Here is a 23,999-nt window from a genome sequence, read left to right as displayed (position 1 = left end):
ATGCGGTGCTCATCACCCGGTGCAACCGCCGCCTGGAAGCGCTATTCCTGATGCATGTCCTGAACACAACAAGAACAGCGTTCACCAGGAGACACCCATGAAGCACACGCAGTACGTGGCAAGAGAGCCCGATGCGCAGGGGTTTATCGATTACCCGCAGCAAGATCATGCGGTGTGGAATACCCTGATCACCCGCCAACTGAAGGTCATCGAAGGCCGCGCCTGCCAGGAGTACCTGGACGGCATCGATCTGCTGGGCCTGCCCCATGACCGCATTCCACAATTGGGTGAAATCAACAAGGTGCTCGGTGCCACCACGGGCTGGCAGGTGGCCCGCGTACCTGCCCTGATTCCCTTCCAGACCTTCTTTGAACTGCTGGCCAGCAAGCATTTCCCGGTGGCCACGTTCATCCGCACCGCTGAAGAGCTGGATTACCTGCAAGAACCCGACATCTTCCACGAAATTTTCGGCCACTGCCCGTTGCTCACCAACCCCTGGTTCGCCGAGTTCACCCACACCTATGGCAAGCTGGGGTTGGCCGCGAGCAAGGAGCAGCGGGTGTTCCTGGCCAGGCTGTACTGGATGACCATCGAATTTGGCCTGATGGATACCCCGCAGGGCCGCAAGATCTACGGCGGCGGTATTCTCTCGTCACCCAAAGAAACCGTGTACAGCCTGTCGGGCGAACCGGAACACCAGGCCTTCGACCCGATCGAAGCCATGCGCACGCCCTACCGTATCGACATTCTGCAGCCGTTGTACTTCGTACTGCCGAACATGAAGCGGCTGTTTGACCTGGCCCACGAAGACATCATGGGCATGGTCCGGCAAGCTTCGCAGCTGGGCCTGCACGCCCCGAAGTTTCCGCCCAAGGCGGCTGCCTGAGCCGCCCTGCCGATAACAACTCGAACTGGAAAACACCCTATGAACGCCTTGAACCAAGCCCACTGCGAAGCCTGCCGGGCCGATGCGCCAAAGGTCACCGAGCAGGAACTGGCCGAACTGATCCGCGAAATCCCGGACTGGAACATCGAAGTCCGTGATGGCCATATGGAACTGGAACGCGTGTTCCTGTTCAAGAACTTCAAACATGCCCTGGCGTTCACCAACGCGGTCGGCGAAATCGCCGAGGCCGAAGGCCACCACCCCGGGCTGCTGACCGAGTGGGGCAAGGTGACAGTGACCTGGTGGAGCCATTCGATCAAAGGCCTGCACCGCAACGACTTCATCATGTGCGCCCGCACCGACAAGGTCGCCGAGGGCGCCGAAGGCCGCAAGTGATGGCGGCGGGCGGATCCGTCCGGTATCCGCCCGCTATAGCAACCGGCGAACGGGAAAAATCGAAACTGTCATCCAGACTTGTGTATCCTGCCTCAGCTTTGCGAAGCTTCCCACGCGCCTGGCGCAGCTTTTTCACTCACACTTGCGAGGAACGACGAGATGCATGAAATCCCGAACTTTCCCTTCCCAAGCCTGAACCCCGAAGAGCCCACCGTTACCGCCCACGCCGAGCCGGCAGCTGCACGCGAGCAGGAGGGTGACGATCAATCCAGCGCCGAACAGGACTAGAACGCGCGCGCCGACAGTGTGAAAACGGCTGACCTGCGGGCTACCCCCGTCATCACGTTTTCACACTCCCCACGCCTGGGGCTCAACCCCGGGCGTACTGCAATACCACTTCCAATGGGTGACGCATCTGCCGCTCGGTCATGCGCTTGACCTGGCTGCGGCACGAATAACCCGTTGCCAACGGCTCCCCTTCCTTGTCCAGCTTGGTTGCCCAGGACTGCTCGAAAATGGTTTTCGAGGTGTGCTGGTTGCGCGCCTCGTGGCCATACGTGCCCGACATGCCGCAACAGCCGGTAGCTTCGGTCACCAGTTTCAAACCCAGGCGCTGGAATACCTGCTCCCACTGCCGGGTACTGGCGGGCGCATTGGTTTTTTCGGTGCAGTGCGCCATCAGGCGGAAGGTGGCCGTGGCGCCAGTCGCCTGCTCTGGCAGGGCATTGAGCAGCCATTCCTGAGGTAGCAGCACCTGCGGGCAACCCTGCAGGCCAGGCACTTTCTGGTACTCCTGGCGGTACACCAAGGTCATGGCCGGGTCCAGGCCCACCAGCGGTACCCCGCAATCGGCCAGCGCTTGCAGTTGGGTAGCATTGCGGATGGCCGCCTTGGCGAATGCCCCCAGGAAGCCCTGCACATGCAAAGGCTTGCCATTGGCACTGTAGGGCGCCAGAAACACACGGTGGCCCAAACGGTGCGCCAGGTCGATGAAGGCCGACAGCAACGGTGTCTCGAAGTAGCGGGTGAACGCATCCTGTACCAGCACGATGCTGCGCTCGCGCTGGGCCGGGGTCAGCTCGCGCAGCGCCGGCACCGTAGCCACGCCCACGCGGCAGCGGGTCAGGGTGGCCTGGAAGTTGAAGCGGCTGATCAGCGGGCTGTCGACCATGCCTACCTTGTCGGCCAACAGGCGGCTGACCCACCTGGACCCCATCAGCGCGTTGTACAGCCCTGGCGCGTGTGCCAGGTAGGGGATGGTGAACTCCAGCGAGCCGATCAGGTAGTCACGCAGGGGCCGCTGATAGCGCCCGTGGTACAGCTCGAGGAAGCGCGAACGAAAGTCCGGCACGTTGACCTTGATCGGGCACTGCCCTGCGCAGGATTTGCACGCCAGGCAACCGGCCATGGCGTCGTACACTTCATGGGAAAAATCGCCCTCTCCCTGCTGGCGGGCGCGATTGTTGCGCAGGCGCGTCGGCAGGCCTTTGAGCCAGGCCACCTGGCTACGCGCGCTGGCCAGCACGTCGACACCGGCATCGCCCTGCAGACGTAGCCATTCGCGCATCAGCGAAGCGCGGCCTTTGGGCGAATGCCGGCGTTCACGGGTGGCCTTCCACGACGGGCACATGGCGTCGTTGGGGTCATAGTTGTAGCAGGCACCGTTGCCGTTGCAGTGCACCGCACTGCCGAAGCTCTGCCAGACCCGCTCATCGATGGTACGGTCAAGGTCACCGCGCAGGGTCACGCCATCGACCCGGGTCAACCCCTCGCTACTGCCGGCAGGGGTGCAGATTTTGCCCGGGTTGAGCTGGTTATGGGGGTCGAACGCCGCCTTCAGCCGCTGCAGCGACGGGTACAGTTCGCCAAAGTATTCAGGTACGTATTCCGAACGCAGGCCTTTGCCATGCTCACCCCACAGCAGGCCGCCATAGCGGCGGGTCAGCGCCGCGACGGCGTCGGAGATGGGCTTGACCAACGCGGCCTGAGCCGGGTCTTTCATGTCCAGCGCCGGGCGCACGTGCAGCACCCCGGCATCCACATGCCCGAACATGCCGTAGGCCAGGCCATAGCCATCGAGCAACGCGCGGAAGTCGGCGATGTAATCGGCCAGTTGCTCGGGTGGCACCGCAGTGTCTTCCACGAAGGGTTGCGGGCGCACTTCACCCTCCACATTGCCCAGCAAACCCACAGAACGCTTGCGCATGGTGTAGACCCGGGTCACCGCCTCGGCGCCTTCGGCCAGGGTGTGGCCCAGGCGCTCGACACCGGTGTCGTTGCGCAGGTGCTCGATGAACGCCTGCACCTTGTTGTTGACTTCGGCAGGGTCGTCGCCGCAGAACTCCACCAGGTTGATGCCCAGGGTCGGGCGCTCGGGGTCGGCCGGGAAGTACTCGGCAACGCTGTGCCAGACGATGTCCTTCATCGCCAGCATCAGCACCTTGGAATCGACTGTCTCGATCGACAGGGGCCGGTGGGCCATCAGCGCGTTGGCATCGCGCAGGGCATCCATGAAGCTGCCGTAACGCACGTTCACCAGCACCGCGTATTTGGGAATCGGCAGCACATTCAGCTTGGCCTCGACCACGTAGCCCAGCGAACCCTCGGCACCGCACAGCACGCTGTTGAGGTTGAAGCGGCCGTGCTCGTCGCGCAGGTGTGCCAGGTCGTAGCCGGTCAGGCAGCGGTTGAGCTTGGGGAAGGTGGCCTGGATACGTTCGGCCTGGGTGTCGTGAATGTCGCGGGCCATGCGATACACCTCGCCCACACGCCCCGGCGCCTCGCACGCCGCCTGCAACGCAGCGTCGTCGATCGGCTGGCTGTGCAGGTGCTCACCACCCAGCAGCACACTGTGCAGCGCCAGCACGTGATCGCGGGTTTTACCGTATGTGCAGCTGCCCTGGCCGCTGGCGTCGGTGTTGATCATGCCGCCGACGGTGGCGCGGTTTGAGGTGGACAGCTCCGGGGCAAAGAACAGCCCGTGGGGTTTCAGGGCCGCATTGAGCTGGTCCTTCACCGTACCGGCCTGCACCCGCACCCAGCGCTCCTGCACGTTGATCTCGAGGATGCGGTTCATGTGCCGGGACAGGTCGACCACGATACCGTCGGTCAACGACTGGCCATTGGTACCGGTACCGCCGCCACGCGGGGTCAGCTTCACCGCCTGAAAACGCGCCTCACCCATCAAGGTGGCCACACGTGCCACGTCATCGGCATCCAGCGGGAACACCGCCGCCTGGGGCAGGCGCTGGTAGATGGAGTTGTCGGTGGCCAGCACCGTGCGGGTGCCGTAGTCGGCGCTTATCTCGCCACGAAAGCCGCTGTCGCGCAGGGCCTGGAGGAATGCAGGGTAATCGGCGGTGGGGGCAACGGTTTGCAGCTGGGCGATCATCGATGGATGGCCTCGGAATAATGGCGGTTCGCGGGATCAGTGTCGTGCCGGCATGGGTCGATGCTGGCCTGATGACGTAGGGGGCCATGTTCCTGTAGTTTCGCCTAAGGGGCAAACGGATAATCCTGCCGCTATTAATGACTTTGATGAATGAATTACCGCCACCTGACCCCATCCATGTCGCTGCTGCTAGCCTTCGAGGCGGCAGCGCGGCACCAGAGCTACACCCGCGCCGCCGCAGAGCTTTCGCTGACGCAAAGTGCCGTAAGCCGCCAGGTGCAGGCCCTGGAGCAGCAACTTGGGCTGACCTTGTTCCGCCGCGAGGGGCGCCAAGTCCAGCTGACCGATGTGGGGCGCCTTTATCAGCGCGAACTCAGCGAGGCCTTGGGGCGCATCCGCAGCGCGACCCTGCAAGCGCTGGCCTACCAGTCCGGGGTCGGCACCCTGCGCCTGGCCACCCTGCCCACGTTCGGCTCCAAATGGCTGCTACCGCGCCTGCACGCGTTCTACCAGGCGCACCCTGGCATGCTGGTGCACATTCATTCACGCATCGAAGCCATCGACTTCGACACCAGCGAAATCGATGCGGCCATCGGTGTAGCCACCCATGACCTGCCAGGGCTGGTCTGCCACCGCCTGCATGCGGAGCAACTGGTGGTCATCTTGCCCCCGCAGGCGGCCACAGATCGCCAGGGCTGGCCGCCCGCGCGCATCAGCGAACAGGTGCTGTTGAACGTGGCCAACAACCCCCATGCCTGGGGCGAATGGTTTTCGCACCACGGCCTGCCGCACCGGGCCATGCGCCTGGGGCCAAGCTTCGAGTTGACGTCGCACCTGATCCAGGCGGTAAGGGCCGGCATCGGCATCGGCCTGGTGCCGCGCATTCTGGTGGAAGATGAACTGGCAAAAGGCGAGCTCTACAGCCCAGGCATGGCCTTCGCCAGCGAGCGCAGCTACTACCTGATCTACCCGCCCAGAAACGAAGGGCTGCCTTCGCTCAAAGCATTCAAAGGTTGGTTGCTGGCGCAGATCTGAACGGGCAGCAGCAACTAATAAAAATCCGAAGCCGTGTAGGGGCTTCGGGCTTTCGGCTACCCAGACCGCGGCGCTTTACTTCGCTACGCCGCCTGCCGCGTTCTGCGCACTGGCACTGCGACGTGACTTGACCACGTACGAAACGAACATCACCAGCAACCATACCGGAATCGCGTAGACCGAGTTCTGGATGCCCGGAATCTGCAGCATGATGCCCAGGATAAGCAGCACGAACGCCAGCACCAGGTAGTTGCCGTAGGGGTACCACAGCGCCTTGAACAGCGGCTGCTGGCCGCTACGGTTCAGGTGCTGGCGGAACTTGAGGTGCGAATAGCTGATCATCGCCCAGTTGATCACCAGCGTTGCGACCACCAGCGACATGAGCATTTCCAGCGCGTTGGCCGGCATCAGGTAATTGAGCAGCACGGCGATCAGCGTCACCGCTGCCGATACCAGAATCGACCGCACGGGCACCCCACGGCTGTCGACCTTGGCCAGCGCTGCAGGTGCATCGCCCTGCTCAGCCATGCCCAGCAGCATGCGGGCATTGCAGTAGGTGCCGCTGTTGTACACCGACAGCGCTGCCGTCAGCACCACGAAGTTCAGCAGGTTGGCGGCCACGTCGCTGCCCAGCAGTGAGAACACCTGCACGAATGGGCTGCTGCCGTAGCTACCACCAGAGGCATCGATGCTCGCCACCAGGGTGTCCCACGGGGTCAGCGACAGCAACACCACCAGCGCGCCCACATAGAAGATGAGGATACGGTAGATAACCTGGTTGATCGCCTTGGGGATGACCGTTTTCGGCTTATCTGCTTCGGCAGCGGTGAAGCCGAGCATTTCCAGGCCGCCGAACGAGAACATGATGAAAGCCAGGGCCATCACCAGGCCGCTCACGCCATTGGGGAAGAAGCCGCCATGGGACCAGAGGTTGGTCAGGCTCGCGTCCGGGCCGCCATTGCCGCTGGTGAGCAGGTAGGCGCCCAGCGCGATCATGCTGACGATGGCGACCACCTTGATGATGGCGAACCAGAATTCAGCCTCGCCAAACAGCTTCACGTTCATCAGGTTGATGGCGTTGATCAGTACGAAGAATGCAGCCGCCGTGACCCAGACCGGGATCTCCGGCCACCAGTAATGCACATACTTGCCCACCGCCGACAGTTCGGACATGCCTACCAAAATGTAGAGCACCCAGCAGTTCCAACCGGACAGAAAGCCCGCAAAGCCGCCCCAGTAGGTGTGGGCGAAGTGGCTGAACGAACCGGCCACGGGCTCTTCGACGATCATCTCGCCAAGCTGGCGCATGATCAGGAAGGCAATGAAACCGCAGATGGCATAGCCCAGAATCATCGACGGGCCTGCCGATTTCATCACCCCGGCCGAACCCAGGAACAGCCCCGTACCGATGGCGCCACCCAGCGCGATCAACTGGATGTGGCGATTTTTCAGGCCCCGCTTGAGCTCGCCTGAATGCATGTTGGGTTCAGTCATGAACGAAGTCACCTGCATTGTTTTTATCTGTGACGGAATCGGACCCACCGCGCTCGTGGCGCAGCGGAATGGGCAAGGTGATTACCTTGGGTTTCCTGAGCGAGGTGCCGCCGTGGGCGGATCAGCCTGGTGTGGTCAGGAGTGCGCGGTACGCAAGGGGGTCACAGGTAAAACGCGGCGCACTGTATAACCCTGCAAACGCGCAGGCGTCAACGCATCGCGTCTTTTCTTCGGCGAAAAGCGCAGCGTTCCTGTGGGATTTGCCGTTGAAGGCGAGCTGATCGGCGTACATGGCGCCTCCATTTGTTGTTTTAGCAGCCGGGCTCTGTGGCGGGCTTTTGCACATGGCAATGGGGGGTATGACACCGTGGGGCGGGGGTTTGGGCAAGAGGGGGGTGACGGGGTATGGGCGAGGTAGACCGCGTCGCGGCGGCAATATTTCTTTACGTAGGCACGAAAAGTCTGAAATGCGAGGATAAGCTGGGGGTGGGCGTATAGTTTTTTTTACAGACTGGTTTGGAAACTTGCCAGTCGCCTGAAAGGTTACTGCGGTTCGGGTGATGGGGATGAGGCTAGCGGGGATTTTGCCTGTGTGCGGTAGCGCTTGCGAGATCGGGCACCGCTTTGGCGGCGCTCGATCTCACAGGCCGAACGAGGCCGATCAGCCGCGTGGCTTGCCGCGGCCACGGCCGGCCGGCTTGTCGCCGTGCGGCTTGTCGGTACGCTTGCGCATTTCGCTAGGCCGCTCAGCCACGGCACTGCCGCGGTTGGGCTTGCGCGGGGTTTCTTCGCGGGCTGGGCGCTCGGGCGCACTGTCCTGTGCAGGGCGCAGGCTGCGCACGCGCTCGCCACGGCCCAGCGGGCGGGACGACTTGCGCTGCAGGCGCTCCATCTTGTCCTTGGCCTTGAGGTTCATGGTCGGCAGCGCTACTGGCTGCAAGCCCACTTCGGCGGCAAGGATGTCGATTTCGCCCTGGCTCATTTCACGCCAGCGGCCCATCGGCAGGTCCGAATTGAGGAACACCGGGCCAAAACGCACGCGCTTCAGGCGGCTGACCACCATGCCCTGGGACTCCCACAGGCGACGCACCTCACGGTTACGCCCTTCCATGACCACGCAGTGGTACCAGTGGTTGAAGCCTTCACCACCCGGCGCCTTCTGGATGTCGGTGAATTTCGCCGGGCCGTCTTCGAGCATCACACCCGCCTTCAGGCGTTCGATCATCTCGTCGTCCACCTCACCACGCACCCGCACCGCATATTCACGGTCCATCTCGTAAGAGGGGTGCATCAGGCGGTTGGCCAGCTCACCGTCGGTGGTGAACAGCAGCAGCCCGGTGGTGTTGATGTCGAGGCGGCCGATGTTGATCCAGCGGCCCTCTTTCGGGCGCGGCAGGCGATCGAATACTGTCGGGCGACCTTCTGGGTCGTCACGGGTACAGATTTCACCGTCGGGCTTGTTGTACATGATCACCCGGCGGGTCGCCTCGGCGGCTTCCTCGCGCTTGATCAGCTTGCCGTCAACGGCAATGGCATCGTGCAGGTCGACACGCTGGCCAAGGGTAGCGGCAACGCCGTTGACCTTGATGCGGCCCTGGCTGATCCAGGCCTCGACGTCACGGCGCGAGCCCACGCCAATGCGCGCCAGCACTTTCTGCAGCTTCTCGCCAGCGGGTGGGGTAATGTCGGTTTGTTGCAGGTCTTGCTCACTCATCTGGGCACCTCCCGGTGTAGGAATGAAAACAGGCATTTGGCAGCGAATGCGCCAAAAGGCCGCGCATCATACGCGGTTCAGCGTGGGAACGCACCGCAGCTTAGCGGGTTTTAACAGCTAGACGCGGCCTTTCTGCCCAGTGGAAGCGCTCAAGGCTCCAGCTTGCCCGGGCTCTCTGCGGCAGGCTCGGTTTCGCGAAGGTCGTCGAAATCGGTCTTGAGCCCCTGTTCCATGGCGTCGAGTTCCACCAGCAGGCTTCGGAAGCTGGTTTCGTCCTTCGGTGCAGCGGCGTCTTCATCTTCCTCAAGGCTGGCATCAGCCAACGCCTGCAAGTGGGCGGGCACCGGTGCGTCATCCGGGTCCAGCAGCGGCTCGGGCTCCATTTCCCGCAGGGCGGCAAGGGCGGGCAGGTCTTCAAGGCTTTTGAGGTTGAAGTGGTCGAGAAAGGCCTTGGTGGTGGCGAACATCGCGGGCCGGCCTGGTACCTCGCGGTAGCCCACCACGCGAATCCACTCACGCTCCATCAGGGTTTTGACGATATTGCTGTTCACCGCCACGCCCCGTACGTCTTCGATTTCACCGCGAGTGATGGGCTGGCGGTAGGCGATCAGGGCCAGGGTTTCGAGCAGCGCCCGCGAGTAGCGCTGGGGGCGCTCTTCCCACAGCCGGCCCACCCAGGGGGCATACGCCTCGCGAATCTGCAGGCGGTAACCGCTGGCTACCTCCTTGAGCTCGAAAGCGCGGCCCTGGCACGACTTGCCCAGCACCTCCAGTGCCTGGCGGAACACCCTCGGCTCGGGGCGCTCGGCCTCTTCGAACAGCTCGTAAAGGCGCTCCAGAGACTGGGGTTTGCCCGAGGCCAGCAGGAAGGCTTCAATCAGCGACGCCAAGTCGCGCGGTTCATTCAGGTTCATCGAGTTCTTCAACAGAGGCCGGGCGTAGCCGCACATGAATGGCGGCGAAGGCCTCATTTTGCACCAGTTCCACCAGCGTTTCCTTCACCAGTTCGAGAATGGCCATGAAGGTGACCACCACCCCCAGCTTGCCCTCTTCCGGCGTGAACAGCTCGACAAAGGGTACGAAGCCCCCGCCTTTCAGGCGCTCGAGCACCTGGCTCATGCGCTCGCGGGTCGACAGGGTTTCGCGGGTGATCTGATGGCTTTCGAACAGGTCATTGCGGCGCATCACCTCGGCCATGGAAAACAACAGTTCTTCCAGGCTGACTTCGGGCAGCAGCTTGCGCACCTTGGCCTGCGGCGCCTCCAGGCACGGCACCAGCACCTCGCGCCCCACCCTCGACAACCCGTCGATGCCCTCGGCGGCGGCCTTGAACCGCTCGTACTCCTGCAGCCGGCGGATCAGTTCGGCGCGCGGGTCGCCCTCCTCTTCATCCACGTCGACAGCGCGCGGCAGCAGCATGCGCGACTTGATCTCGGCAAGCATGGCCGCCATCACCAGGTACTCGGCAGCCAGCTCCAGGCGCACGCTTTTCATCAACTCGACGTACCCCATGTACTGTCGGGTAATTTCCGCCACCGGGATGTCGAGAATATCGATGTTCTGCTTGCGGATCAGGTACAGCAGCAGGTCCAGCGGGCCTTCGAAGGCTTCGAGGATGACTTCCAGGGCATCGGGCGGGATATACAGGTCCAGCGGCAGCTCGGTGACCGCCTCGCCATACACCAGCGCCAGTTGCAGCTGCCTGGGCACCTCGGCCTGGGGGGCCGGGGCCTCAGGCATTGATACCGGGTTCACGCGCTGACCAGGAACGGCGCCGGGTCGCCACAACCTTCGCGGATCAGCGCCGGCTCGTCGCCAGACAGGTCGATGATGGTGGAAGCCTTCAGGTCGCCATAGCCGCCGTCGATCACCAGGTCCACATGATGCTCCAGGCGTTCGCGGATTTCGTACGGGTCGGTCATCGGCTCTTCGTCGCCGGGCAGAATCAGGCTCACGCTCATCAGCGGCTCGCCCAGTTTTGCCAGCAGCGCCAGGGTGATGGCGTGGTCCGGCACGCGCAGGCCGATGGTGCGGCGCTTCTCGTGCAGTAACAGGCGCGGCACCTCGCGGGTACCGTTCAGAATGAAGGTGTAAGGGCCCGGCACATGGGCCTTGAGCAAGCGGAAGGTGCCGGTGTCGACCTTGGCGTACAGCCCCAGCTGCGACATGTCGCAACACATCAGGGTGAAGTTGTGGGTCTTGTCCAGCCCGCGCAGGCGCCGGACCCGCTCGATGGCGGCCTTGTCACCGATCTGGCAGCCCAGGGCGTAGGCCGAGTCGGTGGGGTACACCACCACCCCACCCTTGCGGATGATCTCCACCGCCTGACGGATCAGCCGATCCTGCGGGTTCTCCGGATGAATCTGGAAAAATTGGCTCACGTACTCGTCCTGTTCATGCCGACATTGGTTGTTCATGGCTGAAACGGCGCCACAGAGGTGGCAGGTCCTCGGGCAAAGGCCGGTAGGCACCGATCTCGCCCCAGGTGCCGGGGCCGTGGAAATCACTGCCAGCGCTTGCCAGCAGGCCGAATTCACGGGTAAGGATGGACAGGGTACCCACCTGCTCGGCGGGCATCATGCCGTTGACCACTTCAAGCGCCTGTCCACCTGCCTGAATATAGTCGGCTATCAGCCGTCTGCGCTTGCTGCGTGTCAGCGTGTAATGCATCGGGTGGGCCAGGCTTACCCAAGCATTGGACTGCCGCAGAGTGGCAACGGTTTCCTCCAGCGTGGGCCAGTGCTGCTTGACGTCGCCCAGCTTGCCGGCCCCCAGCCATTTGCGAAACGCCTCGCCGCGGTCCTTGACGTGCCCGGCCCGTACCAGGTATTCGGCAAAATGCGGGCGCGCCGGCGCATTGCCGCTGTCGCCCAGCTCATGCTGCACCTGGCGGGCGCCTTGCAACGTGCCGGGCATGCCCTTGGCGGCCAGACGCTTGTCGATCTCTTCGGCGCGTAGCCAGCGGCCGCGGTGCAGTGCCTCGATGGCGGCCAGCAACGGTGGGGCGTCCAGCGGGAAGTCATACCCCAGCACGTGGATGGTGGCGCCACCCCAGGTGCAGGACAACTCCACCCCGCTGACCCAGTGCATGCCGTGCGACTGGCAGGCCTGACGCGCTTCGGGCAGGCCTTCGAGGGTGTCATGGTCGGTGAGCGCCAGCGTTCGCACCCCATGCTCGAAGGCCCGGGCGACCAGGACCGAAGGCGACAGGGCGCCATCGGAGGCCGTGCTGTGACAGTGCAGATCAACATTCATGGAGTAGCGCTTTCGCTGGAATCGATGTTTGTTATTATGCCGTCACATCCCGGTTCTGGCTGCCATTGTGAAACAATTCATCGATTTCATCCCGCTGCTGCTGTTCTTCATCGTCTACAAGCTGGACCCGCGCCCTGTCGAACTGGGTGGGCACAGCTTCGAGTTTGGCGGCATCTACAGCGCCACGGCGATGCTCATCGTCAGTTCGCTGGTGGTCTACGGCGCCCTGTTCCTGCGCCAGCGCAGGCTGGAAAAGGGCCAGTGGCTGACGCTGGTCGCCTGCCTGGTGTTCGGCGGCCTTACCCTCACCTTCCACAGCGAAACCTTCCTCAAGTGGAAGGCACCCGTGGTGAACTGGCTGTTCGCCCTGGCCTTCGCGGGCAGCCACTTCATAGGTGACCGGGTGCTGATCAAGCGCATCATGGGCCATGCCCTGACCCTGCCAGATGCCATCTGGACGCGCCTGAACCTGGCCTGGATAGGCTTTTTCGTGCTCTGCGGTGCCGCCAACCTGTTCGTCGCCTTCACCTTCCAGGACTTCTGGGTGGACTTCAAGGTGTTCGGCAGCCTGGGCATGACCGTGCTCTTCCTGGTGGCACAGGGCGTGTACCTGTCCCGCCACCTGCACGATGACCCCTCTACCTCCAAACCCAAGGATTGACATGCTCTACGCCATCATCGCCAGCGACGTCGCCAACTCCCTGGAAAAACGCCTGGCTGCACGCCCTGCGCACATCGAGCGCCTGCAGCAGCTCAAGGCAGAAGGCCGTGTGGTGCTGGCCGGCCCTCACCCGGCCATCGACAGCAACGACCCGGGCGACGCCGGTTTCAGTGGCAGCCTGATCGTTGCCGAATTCGATTCGCTTGCCGCCGCCCAGGCCTGGGCTGATGCCGACCCCTACATCGCTGCGGGCGTGTACGAACAGGTCGTGGTCAAACCCTTCAAGCAAGTTATGCCTTGATCGCCCTGGCGGCGCCACGCCGGTCACAGTTGCACGCGGGCCTTAGGACTGCGGTATCTTTGCCACTGGCGGACCAACGAGTCGCCGTCAATGGTTGAATTGAGTGAGTCATGAGCGAGCTGTTACTGATTGATGATGACCAGGAGCTGTGCGACCTGCTCGCCAGCTGGCTGACCCAGGAAGGCTTCAGCGTGCGCGCCTGCCACGATGGCCAGGCCGCACGCCAGGCGCTGGCCGATCAGGCGCCGGCCGCCGTGGTGCTGGACGTGATGCTGCCCGATGGCAGCGGCCTGGAGCTGCTCAAGCAACTGCGCAGCGAACACGCCGAACTGCCGGTGCTGATGCTGTCTGCCCGGGGCGAGCCCCTGGACCGTATCCTGGGCCTGGAGCTGGGTGCTGACGATTACCTGGCCAAACCCTGTGACCCACGGGAACTCACCGCGCGCCTGCGCGCCGTGTTGCGCCGCAGCCACCCCACCGCCACCAGCAGCCAGGTGGAGCTGGGTGACCTGGTGTACAGCCCCGCCAGGGGCGTGGCCAGTATCGACGGTCGGGAAATGACCCTTACCCTGTCCGAAAGCCGGATTCTCGAGGCCCTGCTGCGCCAGCCGGGCGAGCCGCTGGACAAGCAGGAACTGGCGCAGATCGGCCTTGGCCGCAAGCTGACCCTGTACGACCGCAGCCTCGACATGCATGTGAGCAACCTGCGCAAGAAAATCGGCCCCCATGCCGACGGGCGCCCGCGTATCGTCGCCTTGCGCAGCCGCGGTTACTACTACGCCCAGTGAGCAATTACGCGCAGTGAGCAATGCACTGCAATAAACAACAAACAGTAGGCCGTGCGCAAACGGCTTGCAGCGCCCCCTGCCCCTTTACCTTTCCTTTACCCTGCACTGACGGCGCTTGACGGTCACCGCCCTAGACTGTGCTCATCCGGTCACTGCCGGCCTATGAAAGGAGAGACACCATGCGCAAGACCCTCACCGCCCTGCTGTTCGCCGCCGCCCTGCCAACCGTGGCCATGGCCATGCCTGATGGCGGCCCACGCCCGGACGGCCCGCACCACCGCGGCGGCCCGGCCTTCCATGAGCTGGACCTGACCCGCGACCAACGCGAACAGGTGGGCAAACTGATGGGCGAGCAAATGCAGCAGCGTCGCGACATCACCGAGCGTTACCTGGAGAAGCTGCCGGCTGCCGACCAGAAGGCCATGAAAGACGAACTGCAGGCCAGCCGCGACAAGACCGACAGCGCCGTACGCAACCTGCTCAAGCCTGACCAGCAGAAGAAGTTCGACGAACTGCAGAAAGAACGCGCAGCCAAACGCGCCGAATGGCAGGAATTCCAGACCTGGAAAGCTGAAAAAGCCAAGAAGGCCCAGTAAGCTTTCAACTCGACGCCCGCCCCGCATCAGGCCAGCCTGGTGCGCGGCGGGCTTTTACCGTTTGTGGAGGTGTTCGTGCGTTCATTGTTCTGGCGCATTCTGGCCAGTTTCTGGCTGGCCATCGCCCTTGTGGCAGGGTTGTCGATCCTGCTGGGGCACATGCTCAACCAGGACGCCTGGATACTCAGCCGTCACCCAGGGCTCAATACCCTGGCCAGCCAGTGGGCCAAGCACTACGAGCAAGAGGGTGTAGACCCGGCGCAGCGTTTTCTGGAGCGGCGCAAGGACCGCTACAAGATCGACGTGCAGGTGCTGGACGACAGCGGCGATGCCGTGGTCCCCGGCACCTTCCCGCGCCGGGCCGCCGCACTGGAGGCACGCCAGCACAATGATGAACGCCGCTTGCCGTGGCGTCGGCTGACCGAGGAATACACCAGCCCCAAGTCGGGCAACTCCTACCTGCTTATCTACCGCATTCCACACCCGGCCCTGGACGCCTGGCACCGCGAGAGCCTGCTGTGGCCACTGAGTGCGCTGGGGATCGCGCTGGTGGTGCTGACCCTGTTCAGCCTGCTGGTAACGCTGTCGATCACCCGCCCTCTAAGCCGGCTGCGCAGCGCGGTGCATGACCTGGGCCAGACCACCTACCAGCAGAACAGCCTGGCGCAACTGGCAGCCAGGCGCGACGAGTTCGGCGTACTGGCGCAGGATTTCAACAAGATGGGCGCGCGCCTGCAGAGCACGATCGGCAGCCAACGCCAGTTGCTGCGCGACGTGTCTCACGAGCTGCGTTCGCCACTGGCCCGGCTGCGCATTGCCCTGGCCCTGGCCGAACGGGCGGACCCCGAGCAGCGCGAGGCCCTATGGCCACGCCTGGCCCGCGAGTGTGACCGGCTGGAAGACCTGATCAGCGAGATTCTCACCCTGGCCCGGGTCGATGCCGACCAGGCCCATGCCGAACCGGTCGACCTCAATGCCCTGCTGGGTAGTGTGCGCAAGGACGCATTGCTAAGCGCCCCCGAACAGGACGTGCGCCTGGAAGCGCAGCCGGGCCTGACCCTGCAGGGCTGGCCCACGCTCATTGAGCGCGCCGTGGATAACCTGCTGCGCAACGCACTGCGCTTCAACCCGCCAGGCCAGCCCGTGGAGTTGCGCGCTGAACGCGAAGGCGATCAGGTGCGGGTGAGCGTGCGTGATCACGGCCCAGGCGCGGCGGCGGCGCACCTGACGCGGCTGGGTGAACCGTTCTTCCGCGCGCCTGGGCAGGAAGCCCCAGGCCACGGCCTTGGGTTGGCCATCGCCCGCAAGGCGGCCGAGCGCCATGGCGGCGGCCTGACGCTGGAAAACCACCCGCAAGGAGGCTTTGTGGCGACACTGGAGCTGCCAGTGGCCGAGGCCGCGGGCAGTTGAGGCAAGGGCCGCTGCCTAGCCCCAGGTACTGACGAAATCGGCGGTTTGCAGCACGGGCGCCGTACGCGGCTCGTTCAGCGGGGTACCCACGTACAGGAAGCCGATCAGCTCTTCATTGTCCGCAAGGCCAAGGCCGTGGTGCACATGCGCATCGAAAGCCAGGTCACCGGTGCGCCACACCGCACCGATACCTTGGGCGTGGGCGGCAATGAGGATACCGTGCGCCGCACAGCCGGCAGCCAGACGCTGTTCGGATTTCGGTACCTTGAAATGATCCTGCAGGCTTGCGACCACCACGATCAGCAGCGGCGCCCGCAGCGGCATCGCTCGCGCCTTGTCCAGCGCCGCCTCGGTCGCCTCGCCTTTGCCCTTCACGGCCTCGGCGAACAGCTCACCCAAACGCTCGCGCGCGGCACCCTCGATGGTGAGGAACCGCCAAGGCCGCAACTGGCCATGGTCCGGCGCACGCAAGGCGGCCTGGAACAGCGCTTCACGCTGGGCCTCATTGGGCGCCGGGTCGGTCAGGCGTGGCACGGAAACACGGTTGAGCAATGCGTCGAGAGCCTCCATCGGCTACCCTCCTGATAATTGAATGTGCGGTCATTCTCAGGCTGCAAGCCACAAGCTGCAAGCAGCAAGGCAGGCAGCTGCCGATTGGGCTTGAGCCTGCGCGCCTCGCAGGTAGAATGGCGCCCTTCCGTTCCGAGCCCGAGCACAGTACATGGCGTTGCCGACCCTGAGGATCATTGGTTTCATCATCGGCATCTTCCTGATCACGCTGGCGGTGGGCATGGCCGTCCCCATGGCGACACTGGTGATCTTCGAACGTACCAGTGACATGCCGTCGTTCCTGTGGTCGAGCCTGATCACCTTCTTGGCAGGCTTGGCGCTGGTCATCCCGGGGCGCCCCGAGCACGTGCACCTGCGCCCGCGTGACATGTACCTGCTGACGGTATGCAGTTGGCTGGTGGTCTGCGTGTTCGCCGCGTTGCCGTTTCTGCTTACCCAGCACATCAGCTACACCGACGCTTTCTTCGAAAGCATGTCCGGTATCACCGCCACCGGCGCCACCGTGCTCAGCGGGCTGGACACCATGTCGCCCGGCATCCTGATGTGGCGGTCGATGCTGCACTGGCTGGGGGGTATCGGCTTCATCGCCATGGCGGTAGCGATCCTGCCGCTGCTGCGTATCGGTGGCATGCGGCTGTTCCAGACCGAATCCTCCGACCGCTCGGAGAAGGTCATGCCACGCTCGCACATGGTGGCCAAGTCCATCGTGGCGGTATACGTGGGCTTCTCGATACTGGGCGCGCTGGCCTTTTGGTGGGCCGGCATGAGCCCGTTCGACGCCATCAACCATGCCATGTCGGCGATCTCCACCGGTGGCTTCTCCACCTCGGACCAATCCCTGGCCAAGTGGGACATCCCTGCCGTGCACTGGGTGGCCGTGGTGGTGATGATTCTTGGCAGCCTCCCGTTCACCCTGTATGTGGCCACCCTGCGCGGCAACCGCGGCGCGCTGATCCGCGACCAGCAGGTGCAGGGCCTGCTCGGCATGCTGGTGGCCACCTGGCTGGTGCTGGGCACCTGGTACTGGTACACCACCAACCTGCACTGGCTCGACGCCCTGCGGCACGTTGCGCTGAACGTCACGTCGGTGGTCACCACCACCGGCTTTGCCCTGGGCGACTACAGCCTGTGGGGCAACTTCTCGCTGATGCTGTTCTTCTACCTGGGCTTCGTCGGCGGCTGCTCCGGCTCAACCGCCGGGGGCATCAAGATTTTCCGCTTCCAGGTGGCCTACATTCTGCTGAAGGCCAACCTCAACCAGCTGATCCACCCGCGTGCGGTGATCAAGCAGAAGTACAACGGCCACCGCCTGGACGAAGAAATCGTGCGCTCCATTCTCACGTTCTCGTTTTTCTTCGCCATCACCATCTGCGTCATGGCGCTGCTGCTGTCGCTGCTGGGCGTGGACTGGATGACCGCGCTCACGGGCGCTGCCGGTACCGTTTCCGGGGTGGGGCCTGGGCTGGGAGAGGTGATCGGCCCATCGGGCAATTACGCCAAGCTGCCAGATGCCGCCAAGTGGATCCTGGCCAGCGGCATGCTGTTGGGGCGTCTGGAGATCATTACCGTGCTGGTGTTGTGCATGCCTGCATTCTGGCGTCACTGACCGCATCGGCCTGGGTACCCAGGCGGGCGCGGTATTCGGTGGGGGTGGTGTCGAACCAGCGGCGGAAGGCCCGGTAGAAATTGCTGGGGTCGGCGAAGCCCAGCAGGTAGGCGGTTTCCAGCAGGGTCATGCCAGGCTGGGCCAGGTACTGCTCGGCCAGTTCGCGCCGGGTGTCATCGAGCAACGACTGAAAACTGGTACCCTCTTCCTGCAAGCGCCGCTGCAGCGTGCGTTGCGACAGGTGCAGGGCCTGGGCCAGGGTTTCGCGCTTCGGTTCCCCTTGGGGCAGGATGCGGCAGAGCACCTGACGCACCCGATGCGTCACTCGGGTTTCAGAAAAGCGTGCCAGGTACTCGCCGGCAAAACGGTCATGCAGCACGGCCATGGCTTCGTTGGCGGTCGGCAGCGGTGCCTCCATGTCGGCGCGCTCGAACACCAGTGCATCGTGAGGCGCACCAAAAACCAGGGGCGAATGGAAGGCGACTTTGTACGGTTCCACGTTTTTCGGCTGGGGGCCTTGCACCAAAACCCGGCGCGGCTGCACCGGCCGGCCGCTCAGCCATTTGCACAGCGCCAGCGCACAGGCCAGGGACGCCTCGGCACTGTGCCGGGTCGGCGGCAGGTGATCGCCATGCACGGTCAGGATCAACGAATAGCCCTCGGCCCCAAGGATGAAACTCAGGTCGGAGCTTTCGGCGATGATGCGCTGGTAGCGCACCAGCCGCTCGAAACCTTCCGCCAGGGTACGGCTGGACATCAAGGCGTAGCCCACCACGTGGAACGAAGCGGGCCGTACCACGCGCGCCATGTTCAGGCCGATGGCCTCGTTGCCCGAGAGCTCGACGGCCAGTTGCCAAAGCCGGGTCATGGAATCTTGCGCAAAGCGTGCGTCAGGGTCGTCGAGGGCGGCAAAATCAAGCCCCAATTGCCGGAACATGGCCTGGCAGTCCAGCCCCTCCAGCTCGAGCGCCTTCACGATCCCTGATGCCCAGCTGGCTGACGTGGTTCTTTCGCTCATGGCATGCTTCTTATCCTGACCGCGCCTGCGGTGAACCCCAAGGATACTCAATTGGCGCCTATTGTCACTGGTCGGCCCCGCCAATGACTCTAGACTCGAATCAGGCTCCACGCCGTGCATCCCGTCCAGAAGTCCCACCCCGGAGCACTGACATGCACCCCACCGCGCCATTTCGCAGCTTTGCCGAGTTCTACCCATATTACCTTGGCGAGCACAGCAACCCCACGTGCCGCCGCCTGCACTTCGTTGGCACCAGCCTGGTAATCGCCCTGCTGGCCTACACCTTGGGCAGCGGCAAATGGCTTCTACTGCTGGCAGTGCCGGTGGTGGGCTATGGCTTCGCCTGGGTCGGGCATTTCTTCTTCGAAAAAAACCGGCCAGCCACCTTCACCTACCCGCTCTACAGCCTGATCGGTGATTTCGCCATGTTCAGGGATGTGCTGTTGGGCAAGGTTCGGCTGTAGCCCTCACACCTGAACAGGCGCCTTCTGCACCCCTGCGCCCACCTGAGCCTCGGCCAGCCGATACAGTTCGATCGTGCCATCCCAATGCTCGATCAGCGCGGTGCATGACTCGACCCAATCCCCACAGTTCAAGTACTCCACTCGCCCTACCTTGCGCATCTCGGCGTGATGGATGTGCCCGCACACTACCCCGTGAAAGCCACGGCGGGTGCATTCGTGGGCGATGGCTTGCTCAAAGTCGCTGATGAAGTTCACCGCGCCCTTGACCTTGTGCTTGAGGTAAGCCGACAGCGACCAGTAACCGTAACCGTACCGGGCACGCCAGTGGTTGAGCCATCGGTTGAGCACCAGGGTGAACTCGTAGGCGCGGTCGCCGAGAAACGCCAGCCAGCGATGGTAGCGGGTGATCACATCGAACTGGTCACCGTGCACCACCAGCAGGCGGCGGCCGTCAGCGGTCAGGTGCTCGGCCTCGTCCACCAACTGGATGTTTCCCAGTACCAGCTTTGAATAACGGCGCAGAAACTCGTCATGGTTGCCGGTAACGTAGATAACTTCCGTACCCCGCTTGCTCATGGTGAGCAGGCGGCGGATGACGTTGGTGTGGGCCTGCGGCCAGTAGATGCCGCCACGCAGCTTCCAGCCGTCGATGATGTCACCCACCAGGTAGATACGGTCGGCCTGATAAGCCTTCAAAAACCGTGACAAGTGCTCGGCCTGGCAGTCACGGGTGCCCAGGTGCACGTCGGAGATCCACAGGGTACGCACCCGCTGCTTGCGCGAGGGGCAGGACAGTTCGGCATGGGTCATGGGCAGGCTCCGGCGCTGTTTGCTGGAGACTGGCAGGCGGGTATGACAGTGCCATGGCAAAACGGTGACCGATGATGGCAGGGGCCGGATCATGCACAATGCCCTGCCTGCCTGAGGAAACTGCTCGATGAACCACCGCACTGCCCTGGGCGCCTTGCACATAGGCGCGTTGTTTTTCGGCCTGACCGGCGTGCTCGGCAAGCTGGCCGCCAGCGCCAGCCCGTCGGTCATCGTGTTTGGCCGGGCGGGCTTTGCAGTACTGGCCCTGGCGGCCTTTGCCAGCCTTGCCGGCCCCGGCTGGCGCCGGCCCTGCGCCCGGGACAGCCTTCAATTGCTGCTCGGCGGCCTGCTGCTGGCCGGGCACTGGGTGAGTTTTTTCATCGCTGTGAGGGTGGGCGGCGTGGCCATCGCCACGCTGGGCTTCGCCAGTTTCCCGGCCTTTACCGTAGTGCTCGAAGGGTTGCTGTTCCGCGAGCGCATCCGGGCTAAAGAAGCGGTACTGGTACTGCTGGTGAGCGTTGGGCTGGTGTTGGTAACACCTTCCTTCGACCTTGCCAGCGAAGCCACTGGGGGCCTGCTCTGGGCGCTGCTTTCGGGACTGCTGTTTTCACTGCTGTCGCTCACCAACCGGGCACGCTCAGGTGGCCTGCCAGCGGTGCAGGCCGCGCTGTGGCAGAACCTGGTGGTCGGGCTGTGCCTGTTGCCCTTCGCCACCCCTGACCTGGCCGAGGTCACGGCCATGGACTGGGTGTGGCTGGGCCTGCTCGGGGTTTTCTGCACGGGGGTGGCCCACAGCCTGTTCGTCGCCAGCCTTGGCGTGGTCAAGGCGCGTACAGCGGCGTTGGTGTTCTGCATGGAGCCCATTTACGGCATTGCCCTGGCCTGGCTGATCTTCGCCGAAACCCCGAGCCCGCGCATGCTGCTGGGGGGCGTGCTGATCCTGTGCTCCATTGTGCTGGCCAGCCGCCAGGGCGCGGCGCAACCAACCAAGCAACGGCCGGAGGCGCGGCACGGGTAATCAGCGGTCGTTGTGCCCCAGGTCGCGCTGAGGGTCGATCTGATCGCGCACGCGCTGCTTCAATACCTTGGCCTCGGGGAAGCCGCCATCGGCCTTGCGCTCCCAGATCTGCACACCGTTGCAGGTGATGCGAAACACCCCACCCGTACCAGGCTGCAGTGCCACCTGCCCCAGGTCGTCGGCAAATGTGCTGAGCAGCTCCTGGGCCAGCCAGCCGGCGCGCAGCAACCACTGGCACTGGGTGCAATACGTGATGACAATTTCCGGTTTGCTTTCGGCCATGGTGGCGGGTCTCCAGGTGGGTGGCCGCTTATACTAGCGGGCTTTCGCCTCCGGTTTGAGACCTACGATGCGCCGTTCGCTGTTCTGCCTGCTGCTTACCTTCGCCTGTTTCACGGCAATGGCCGCCGAGCCTGCCCGGCCTAAAGTCGGCCTGGTGTTGTCTGGCGGTGCGGCCCGTGGCCTGGCCCACATCGGCGTATTGAGGGCGCTGGAGGAACAGGGCGTGCATATCGATGCGATTGCCGGCACCAGCATGGGTGCGGTGGTGGGCGGCCTGTATGCGTCGGGTTACAGCGTTCAGGAGCTGGAACACCTGGCCACCACCCTCGACTGGCAGCAGGCGCTCTCTGACGCGCCCCCTCGCGAAGACGTGCCGTTTCGCCGCAAGCAGGACGACCGCGACTTTCTGGTGCGGCAAAAGCTGAGCTTTCGCGACGATGGCAGCCTGGGCCTGCCGCTGGGGGTGATCCAGGGGCAGAACCTGGCATTGCTGCTGGAGAGCAAGCTGGCCCACACCGCCGACACGCGGGACTTCGACAAGCTGCCGATCCCGTTCCGCGCCGTGGCCACCGACATCGCCAGTGGCGAAAAAGTGGTGTTCAGCCAAGGTCACCTGCCCCAGGTGATCCGTGCCAGCATGTCCATCCCGGCAGTATTCGCCCCCGTAGAACTGGATGGCCGCCTGCTGGTGGACGGCGGCATGGTGGACAACATTCCGCTGGATGTGGCCCGGGACATGGGGGTAGACGTGGCCATCGTGGTCGATATCGGCACCCCGCTGCGTGACCGCAAGCAATTGTTGACGGTGGTCGACGTGCTCACCCAGTCGATCACCCTCATGACCCGGCGCAACTCCGAGGCGCAGCTGGCCAACCTGCGCCGTGACGACATCCTCGTGCAACCGCCACTGGCTGCCTATGGCGTGGCCGATTTCAGCCGCGCCAGGGACATGATCGATGCCGGCTACCGCGCCGCCAGCCTGCTGGCTCCGCGCCTGGCTGCGCTGGCCCGCCCCGAAGGTGACGGCGAGCTGGCGGTGGCTCGCTCGCCCCACCAGCGCACCCCTGTGATTACCGCCATCAAGATTGAAAACGACTCGAAGGTGAGCGATCAGGTCATCCGTTCGTACATCCGCCAACCGATCGGTGCCCCGCTGGAGCTGAGCCACCTGGAAACCGACATGGGCACCTTGTACGGCCTGGATTACTTCGACCGGGTGCAATACCGGGTGGTGCACAAGGGTGATGACAATACCCTGGTGATCAACGCGCGCGGGCGCCGCGGCGGCACCGACTACCTGCGCCTGGGCCTCAACCTGTCGGACGACCTGCGTGGGGAAAGCGCCTTCAACCTGGGCGCCAGCTACCGGGTGAACGGCATCAACAGCCTGGGGGCCGAGTGGCTGACCCGTGGCCAGATCGGTGATGAGCAAGCGCTGTACAGCGAGTTCTATCAACCCCTGGACGCCGGTTCGCGCTACTTCGTGGCGCCGTACCTGGACATGGGCTCCAGCAACATCGTGGCTTCATTGCAAAACGACCCCATTGCCGAGTACCGCCTGGAGCGGTATGGATTTGGCATCAACGTAGGCCGACAGATCGGCAACAACGGCGAAGTGCGCCTGGGTGCGGGCAAAGCCTGGGGCCAGGCCGAAGTGCGTATTGGCGACCAGGACCTGCCCAAGGTCAGTTTCAATGAAGGGTTCTATGAGCTGAAGTACTCGTTCGACACGCTGGACAACGTCTACTTTCCACACCATGGCGAAGACATCAGCCTGAGCTTGCGCAAGTTCGACACGTCACTGGACTCCGACGTCAACTATCGTCAATGGTTGTTCAACCTGGACAAGGCCATCAGCAGCGGGCCGAATACCTTCGTGCTGGGCGGGCGCTATGGACGCACGCTGGATGCCACCGATGTGGTTACCTCCAGTTTCGTGATGGGCGGTGCGCGGGAGTTGTCTGGTTTCCGACAGGGCTCGGTGACCGGGCAGAACGTGAGCCTGATGCGCATGGTGTATTACCGCCGCCTGACCTCGCAGGCGTATGTGCCGCTGGACTTCCCGCTGTACATCGGCGGCTCGCTGGAGCGCGGCCGGGCCTGGAACAACGACAATGAGTTCGACAGTGGCTACATCAACGCCGCTAGCCTCTTCCTGGGCCTGGAAACACCACTCGGGCCGCTTACCTTCACCTACGGCGCCAACAGTGCCCACGAGCAGGCGGTGTACCTGAACCTGGGCCAGACGTTCTAGGCTCGCAAGGACGCTATGCCCCTGTGAGAGCGGGTTAACCGCGAAGCAGG

The 23,999-nt window shown here is 63.8% G+C and carries 25 protein-coding genes; 14 read left to right on the top strand and 11 right to left on the bottom strand.

Annotated elements, in window-relative coordinates; translation table 11 throughout:
- Nucleotides 1-97 precede the first annotated feature (97 nt).
- The 3 genes from phhA to APH25_RS25850 all read left to right on the top strand — a co-directional run bounded on the left by phhA (nt 98) and on the right by APH25_RS25850 (nt 1,570).
- Nucleotides 98-886 (top strand): phenylalanine 4-monooxygenase, encoded by a 789-nt coding sequence (gene phhA, locus APH25_RS05895; protein ID WP_060481397.1) that lies wholly within the window; start codon nt 98-100, stop codon nt 884-886.
- Nucleotides 887-925: 39 nt separating this feature from the next.
- Nucleotides 926-1,282, top strand: a complete 357-nt coding sequence (locus APH25_RS05890; RefSeq protein ID WP_028635495.1) for a 4a-hydroxytetrahydrobiopterin dehydratase — start codon at nt 926-928, stop codon at nt 1,280-1,282.
- Nucleotides 1,283-1,441: 159 nt separating this feature from the next.
- Entirely contained in the window at nt 1,442-1,570 is a 129-nt protein-coding gene (locus tag APH25_RS25850) for a hypothetical protein (RefSeq protein ID WP_256217485.1), read from the top strand.
- A gap of 82 nt (nt 1,571-1,652) precedes the next feature.
- Here the strand turns inward: APH25_RS25850 and APH25_RS05885 are convergent, their stop codons facing one another.
- A complete protein-coding gene (locus APH25_RS05885) occupies nt 1,653-4,673 on the bottom strand; it encodes an FAD-binding and (Fe-S)-binding domain-containing protein (RefSeq protein ID WP_060481396.1) in 3,021 nt (1,006 codons plus the stop codon).
- A gap of 150 nt (nt 4,674-4,823) precedes the next feature.
- Between APH25_RS05885 and APH25_RS05880 the strand changes: the two genes are divergently transcribed.
- A complete protein-coding gene (locus APH25_RS05880) occupies nt 4,824-5,708 on the top strand; it encodes a LysR substrate-binding domain-containing protein (protein ID WP_060481395.1) in 885 nt (294 codons plus the stop codon).
- Between the two features lie 75 nt (nt 5,709-5,783).
- Here APH25_RS05880 and APH25_RS05875 read toward each other — a convergent pair whose 3' ends face one another.
- Nucleotides 5,784-7,202: an amino acid permease gene (locus APH25_RS05875; RefSeq protein ID WP_161629601.1), complete on the bottom strand. Its 1,419-nt coding sequence runs from the start codon at nt 7,200-7,202 to the stop codon at nt 5,784-5,786.
- A 68-nt stretch (nt 7,203-7,270) separates the two neighbouring features.
- Between APH25_RS05875 and APH25_RS25435 the strand changes: the two genes are divergently transcribed.
- The gene (locus APH25_RS25435; protein ID WP_156333141.1) at nt 7,271-7,483 is read left to right on the top strand and encodes a hypothetical protein; all 213 of its coding nucleotides are present in this window, start codon (nt 7,271-7,273) and stop codon (nt 7,481-7,483) included.
- A gap of 380 nt (nt 7,484-7,863) precedes the next feature.
- Here APH25_RS25435 and rluB read toward each other — a convergent pair whose 3' ends face one another.
- From rluB to APH25_RS05850, 5 genes are all read right to left on the bottom strand, one after another.
- Complete coding sequence (gene rluB / locus APH25_RS05870; protein WP_028635491.1) at nt 7,864-8,916, bottom strand: 23S rRNA pseudouridine(2605) synthase RluB; 1,053 nt, start codon at nt 8,914-8,916, stop codon at nt 7,864-7,866.
- A 149-nt stretch (nt 8,917-9,065) separates the two neighbouring features.
- A complete protein-coding gene (gene scpB, locus APH25_RS05865) occupies nt 9,066-9,830 on the bottom strand; it encodes an SMC-Scp complex subunit ScpB (protein WP_060481394.1) in 765 nt (254 codons plus the stop codon).
- Complete coding sequence (locus APH25_RS05860; protein ID WP_177331157.1) at nt 9,817-10,542, bottom strand: ScpA family protein; 726 nt, start codon at nt 10,540-10,542, stop codon at nt 9,817-9,819. Before APH25_RS05860 ends, scpB begins: the two co-directional genes overlap by 14 nt.
- Nucleotides 10,543-10,667: 125 nt before the next feature.
- Nucleotides 10,668-11,297, bottom strand: coding sequence for an L-threonylcarbamoyladenylate synthase (locus tag APH25_RS05855; RefSeq protein ID WP_156333140.1), 630 nt, complete (start codon nt 11,295-11,297; stop codon nt 10,668-10,670).
- Between the two features lie 13 nt (nt 11,298-11,310).
- Nucleotides 11,311-12,171 (bottom strand): PHP domain-containing protein, encoded by an 861-nt coding sequence (locus APH25_RS05850; RefSeq protein ID WP_060481391.1) that lies wholly within the window; start codon nt 12,169-12,171, stop codon nt 11,311-11,313.
- A 67-nt stretch (nt 12,172-12,238) separates the two neighbouring features.
- Between APH25_RS05850 and APH25_RS05845 the strand changes: the two genes are divergently transcribed.
- The 5 genes from APH25_RS05845 to APH25_RS05825 all read left to right on the top strand — a co-directional run bounded on the left by APH25_RS05845 (nt 12,239) and on the right by APH25_RS05825 (nt 15,927).
- Nucleotides 12,239-12,832 carry a septation protein A gene (locus tag APH25_RS05845; RefSeq protein ID WP_060481390.1) on the top strand — a complete coding sequence of 198 codons (594 nt, stop codon included), beginning with the start codon at nt 12,239-12,241 and terminating at the stop codon, nt 12,830-12,832.
- Nucleotide 12,833: 1 nt separating this feature from the next.
- Nucleotides 12,834-13,133: a YciI family protein gene (locus APH25_RS05840; RefSeq protein WP_060481389.1), complete on the top strand. Its 300-nt coding sequence runs from the start codon at nt 12,834-12,836 to the stop codon at nt 13,131-13,133.
- Between the two features lie 110 nt (nt 13,134-13,243).
- Entirely contained in the window at nt 13,244-13,921 is a 678-nt protein-coding gene (locus APH25_RS05835) for a response regulator transcription factor (RefSeq protein ID WP_060481388.1), read from the top strand.
- 179 nt (nt 13,922-14,100) lie between these two features.
- On the top strand, nt 14,101-14,517 hold the full coding sequence (locus APH25_RS05830) for a Spy/CpxP family protein refolding chaperone (RefSeq protein ID WP_028635483.1): 417 nt from the start codon (nt 14,101-14,103) through the stop codon (nt 14,515-14,517).
- Nucleotides 14,518-14,586: 69 nt separating this feature from the next.
- Nucleotides 14,587-15,927 carry a cell wall metabolism sensor histidine kinase WalK gene (locus APH25_RS05825; protein ID WP_060481410.1) on the top strand — a complete coding sequence of 447 codons (1,341 nt, stop codon included), beginning with the start codon at nt 14,587-14,589 and terminating at the stop codon, nt 15,925-15,927.
- A 15-nt stretch (nt 15,928-15,942) separates the two neighbouring features.
- Here APH25_RS05825 and APH25_RS05820 read toward each other — a convergent pair whose 3' ends face one another.
- On the bottom strand, nt 15,943-16,497 hold the full coding sequence (locus tag APH25_RS05820) for a nitroreductase family protein (RefSeq protein ID WP_060481387.1): 555 nt from the start codon (nt 16,495-16,497) through the stop codon (nt 15,943-15,945).
- A gap of 151 nt (nt 16,498-16,648) precedes the next feature.
- Here APH25_RS05820 and APH25_RS05815 point away from each other — a divergent pair, with 151 nt between their 5' ends.
- The gene (locus APH25_RS05815) at nt 16,649-18,103 is read left to right on the top strand and encodes a TrkH family potassium uptake protein (RefSeq protein WP_028635480.1); all 1,455 of its coding nucleotides are present in this window, start codon (nt 16,649-16,651) and stop codon (nt 18,101-18,103) included.
- Here APH25_RS05815 and APH25_RS05810 read toward each other — a convergent pair.
- Nucleotides 18,060-19,121, bottom strand: a complete 1,062-nt coding sequence (locus tag APH25_RS05810) for an AraC family transcriptional regulator (protein WP_060481386.1) — start codon at nt 19,119-19,121, stop codon at nt 18,060-18,062. The two genes, APH25_RS05815 and APH25_RS05810, sit on opposite strands and share 44 nt — an antisense overlap.
- 152 nt (nt 19,122-19,273) lie before the next feature.
- Here APH25_RS05810 and APH25_RS05805 point away from each other — a divergent pair, with 152 nt between their 5' ends.
- Entirely contained in the window at nt 19,274-19,585 is a 312-nt protein-coding gene (locus APH25_RS05805; RefSeq protein WP_028635478.1) for a DUF962 domain-containing protein, read from the top strand.
- Nucleotides 19,586-19,588: 3 nt separating this feature from the next.
- Here the strand turns inward: APH25_RS05805 and APH25_RS05800 are convergent, their stop codons facing one another.
- Nucleotides 19,589-20,395: a UDP-2,3-diacylglucosamine diphosphatase gene (locus tag APH25_RS05800; protein ID WP_060481385.1), complete on the bottom strand. Its 807-nt coding sequence runs from the start codon at nt 20,393-20,395 to the stop codon at nt 19,589-19,591.
- Nucleotides 20,396-20,522: 127 nt separating this feature from the next.
- Here APH25_RS05800 and APH25_RS05795 point away from each other — a divergent pair, with 127 nt between their 5' ends.
- Complete coding sequence (locus APH25_RS05795; RefSeq protein WP_060481384.1) at nt 20,523-21,413, top strand: DMT family transporter; 891 nt, start codon at nt 20,523-20,525, stop codon at nt 21,411-21,413.
- Here APH25_RS05795 and APH25_RS05790 read toward each other — a convergent pair whose 3' ends face one another.
- Nucleotides 21,414-21,695 carry a SelT/SelW/SelH family protein gene (locus APH25_RS05790; protein WP_028635475.1) on the bottom strand — a complete coding sequence of 94 codons (282 nt, stop codon included), beginning with the start codon at nt 21,693-21,695 and terminating at the stop codon, nt 21,414-21,416. It lies immediately after the preceding gene.
- Nucleotides 21,696-21,762: 67 nt separating this feature from the next.
- Here APH25_RS05790 and APH25_RS05785 point away from each other — a divergent pair, with 67 nt between their 5' ends.
- A complete protein-coding gene (locus APH25_RS05785; RefSeq protein WP_060481383.1) occupies nt 21,763-23,949 on the top strand; it encodes a patatin-like phospholipase family protein in 2,187 nt (728 codons plus the stop codon).
- Nucleotides 23,950-23,999 lie beyond the last annotated feature (50 nt).

It is taken from the genome of Pseudomonas sp. NBRC 111119, from assembly GCF_001320125.1.
GTDB lineage: Bacteria > Pseudomonadota > Gammaproteobacteria > Pseudomonadales > Pseudomonadaceae > Aquipseudomonas > Aquipseudomonas parafulva.
Note: the sequence above shows the minus strand (reverse complement) of the source record. Positions and strands in the feature narration are given on the sequence as shown.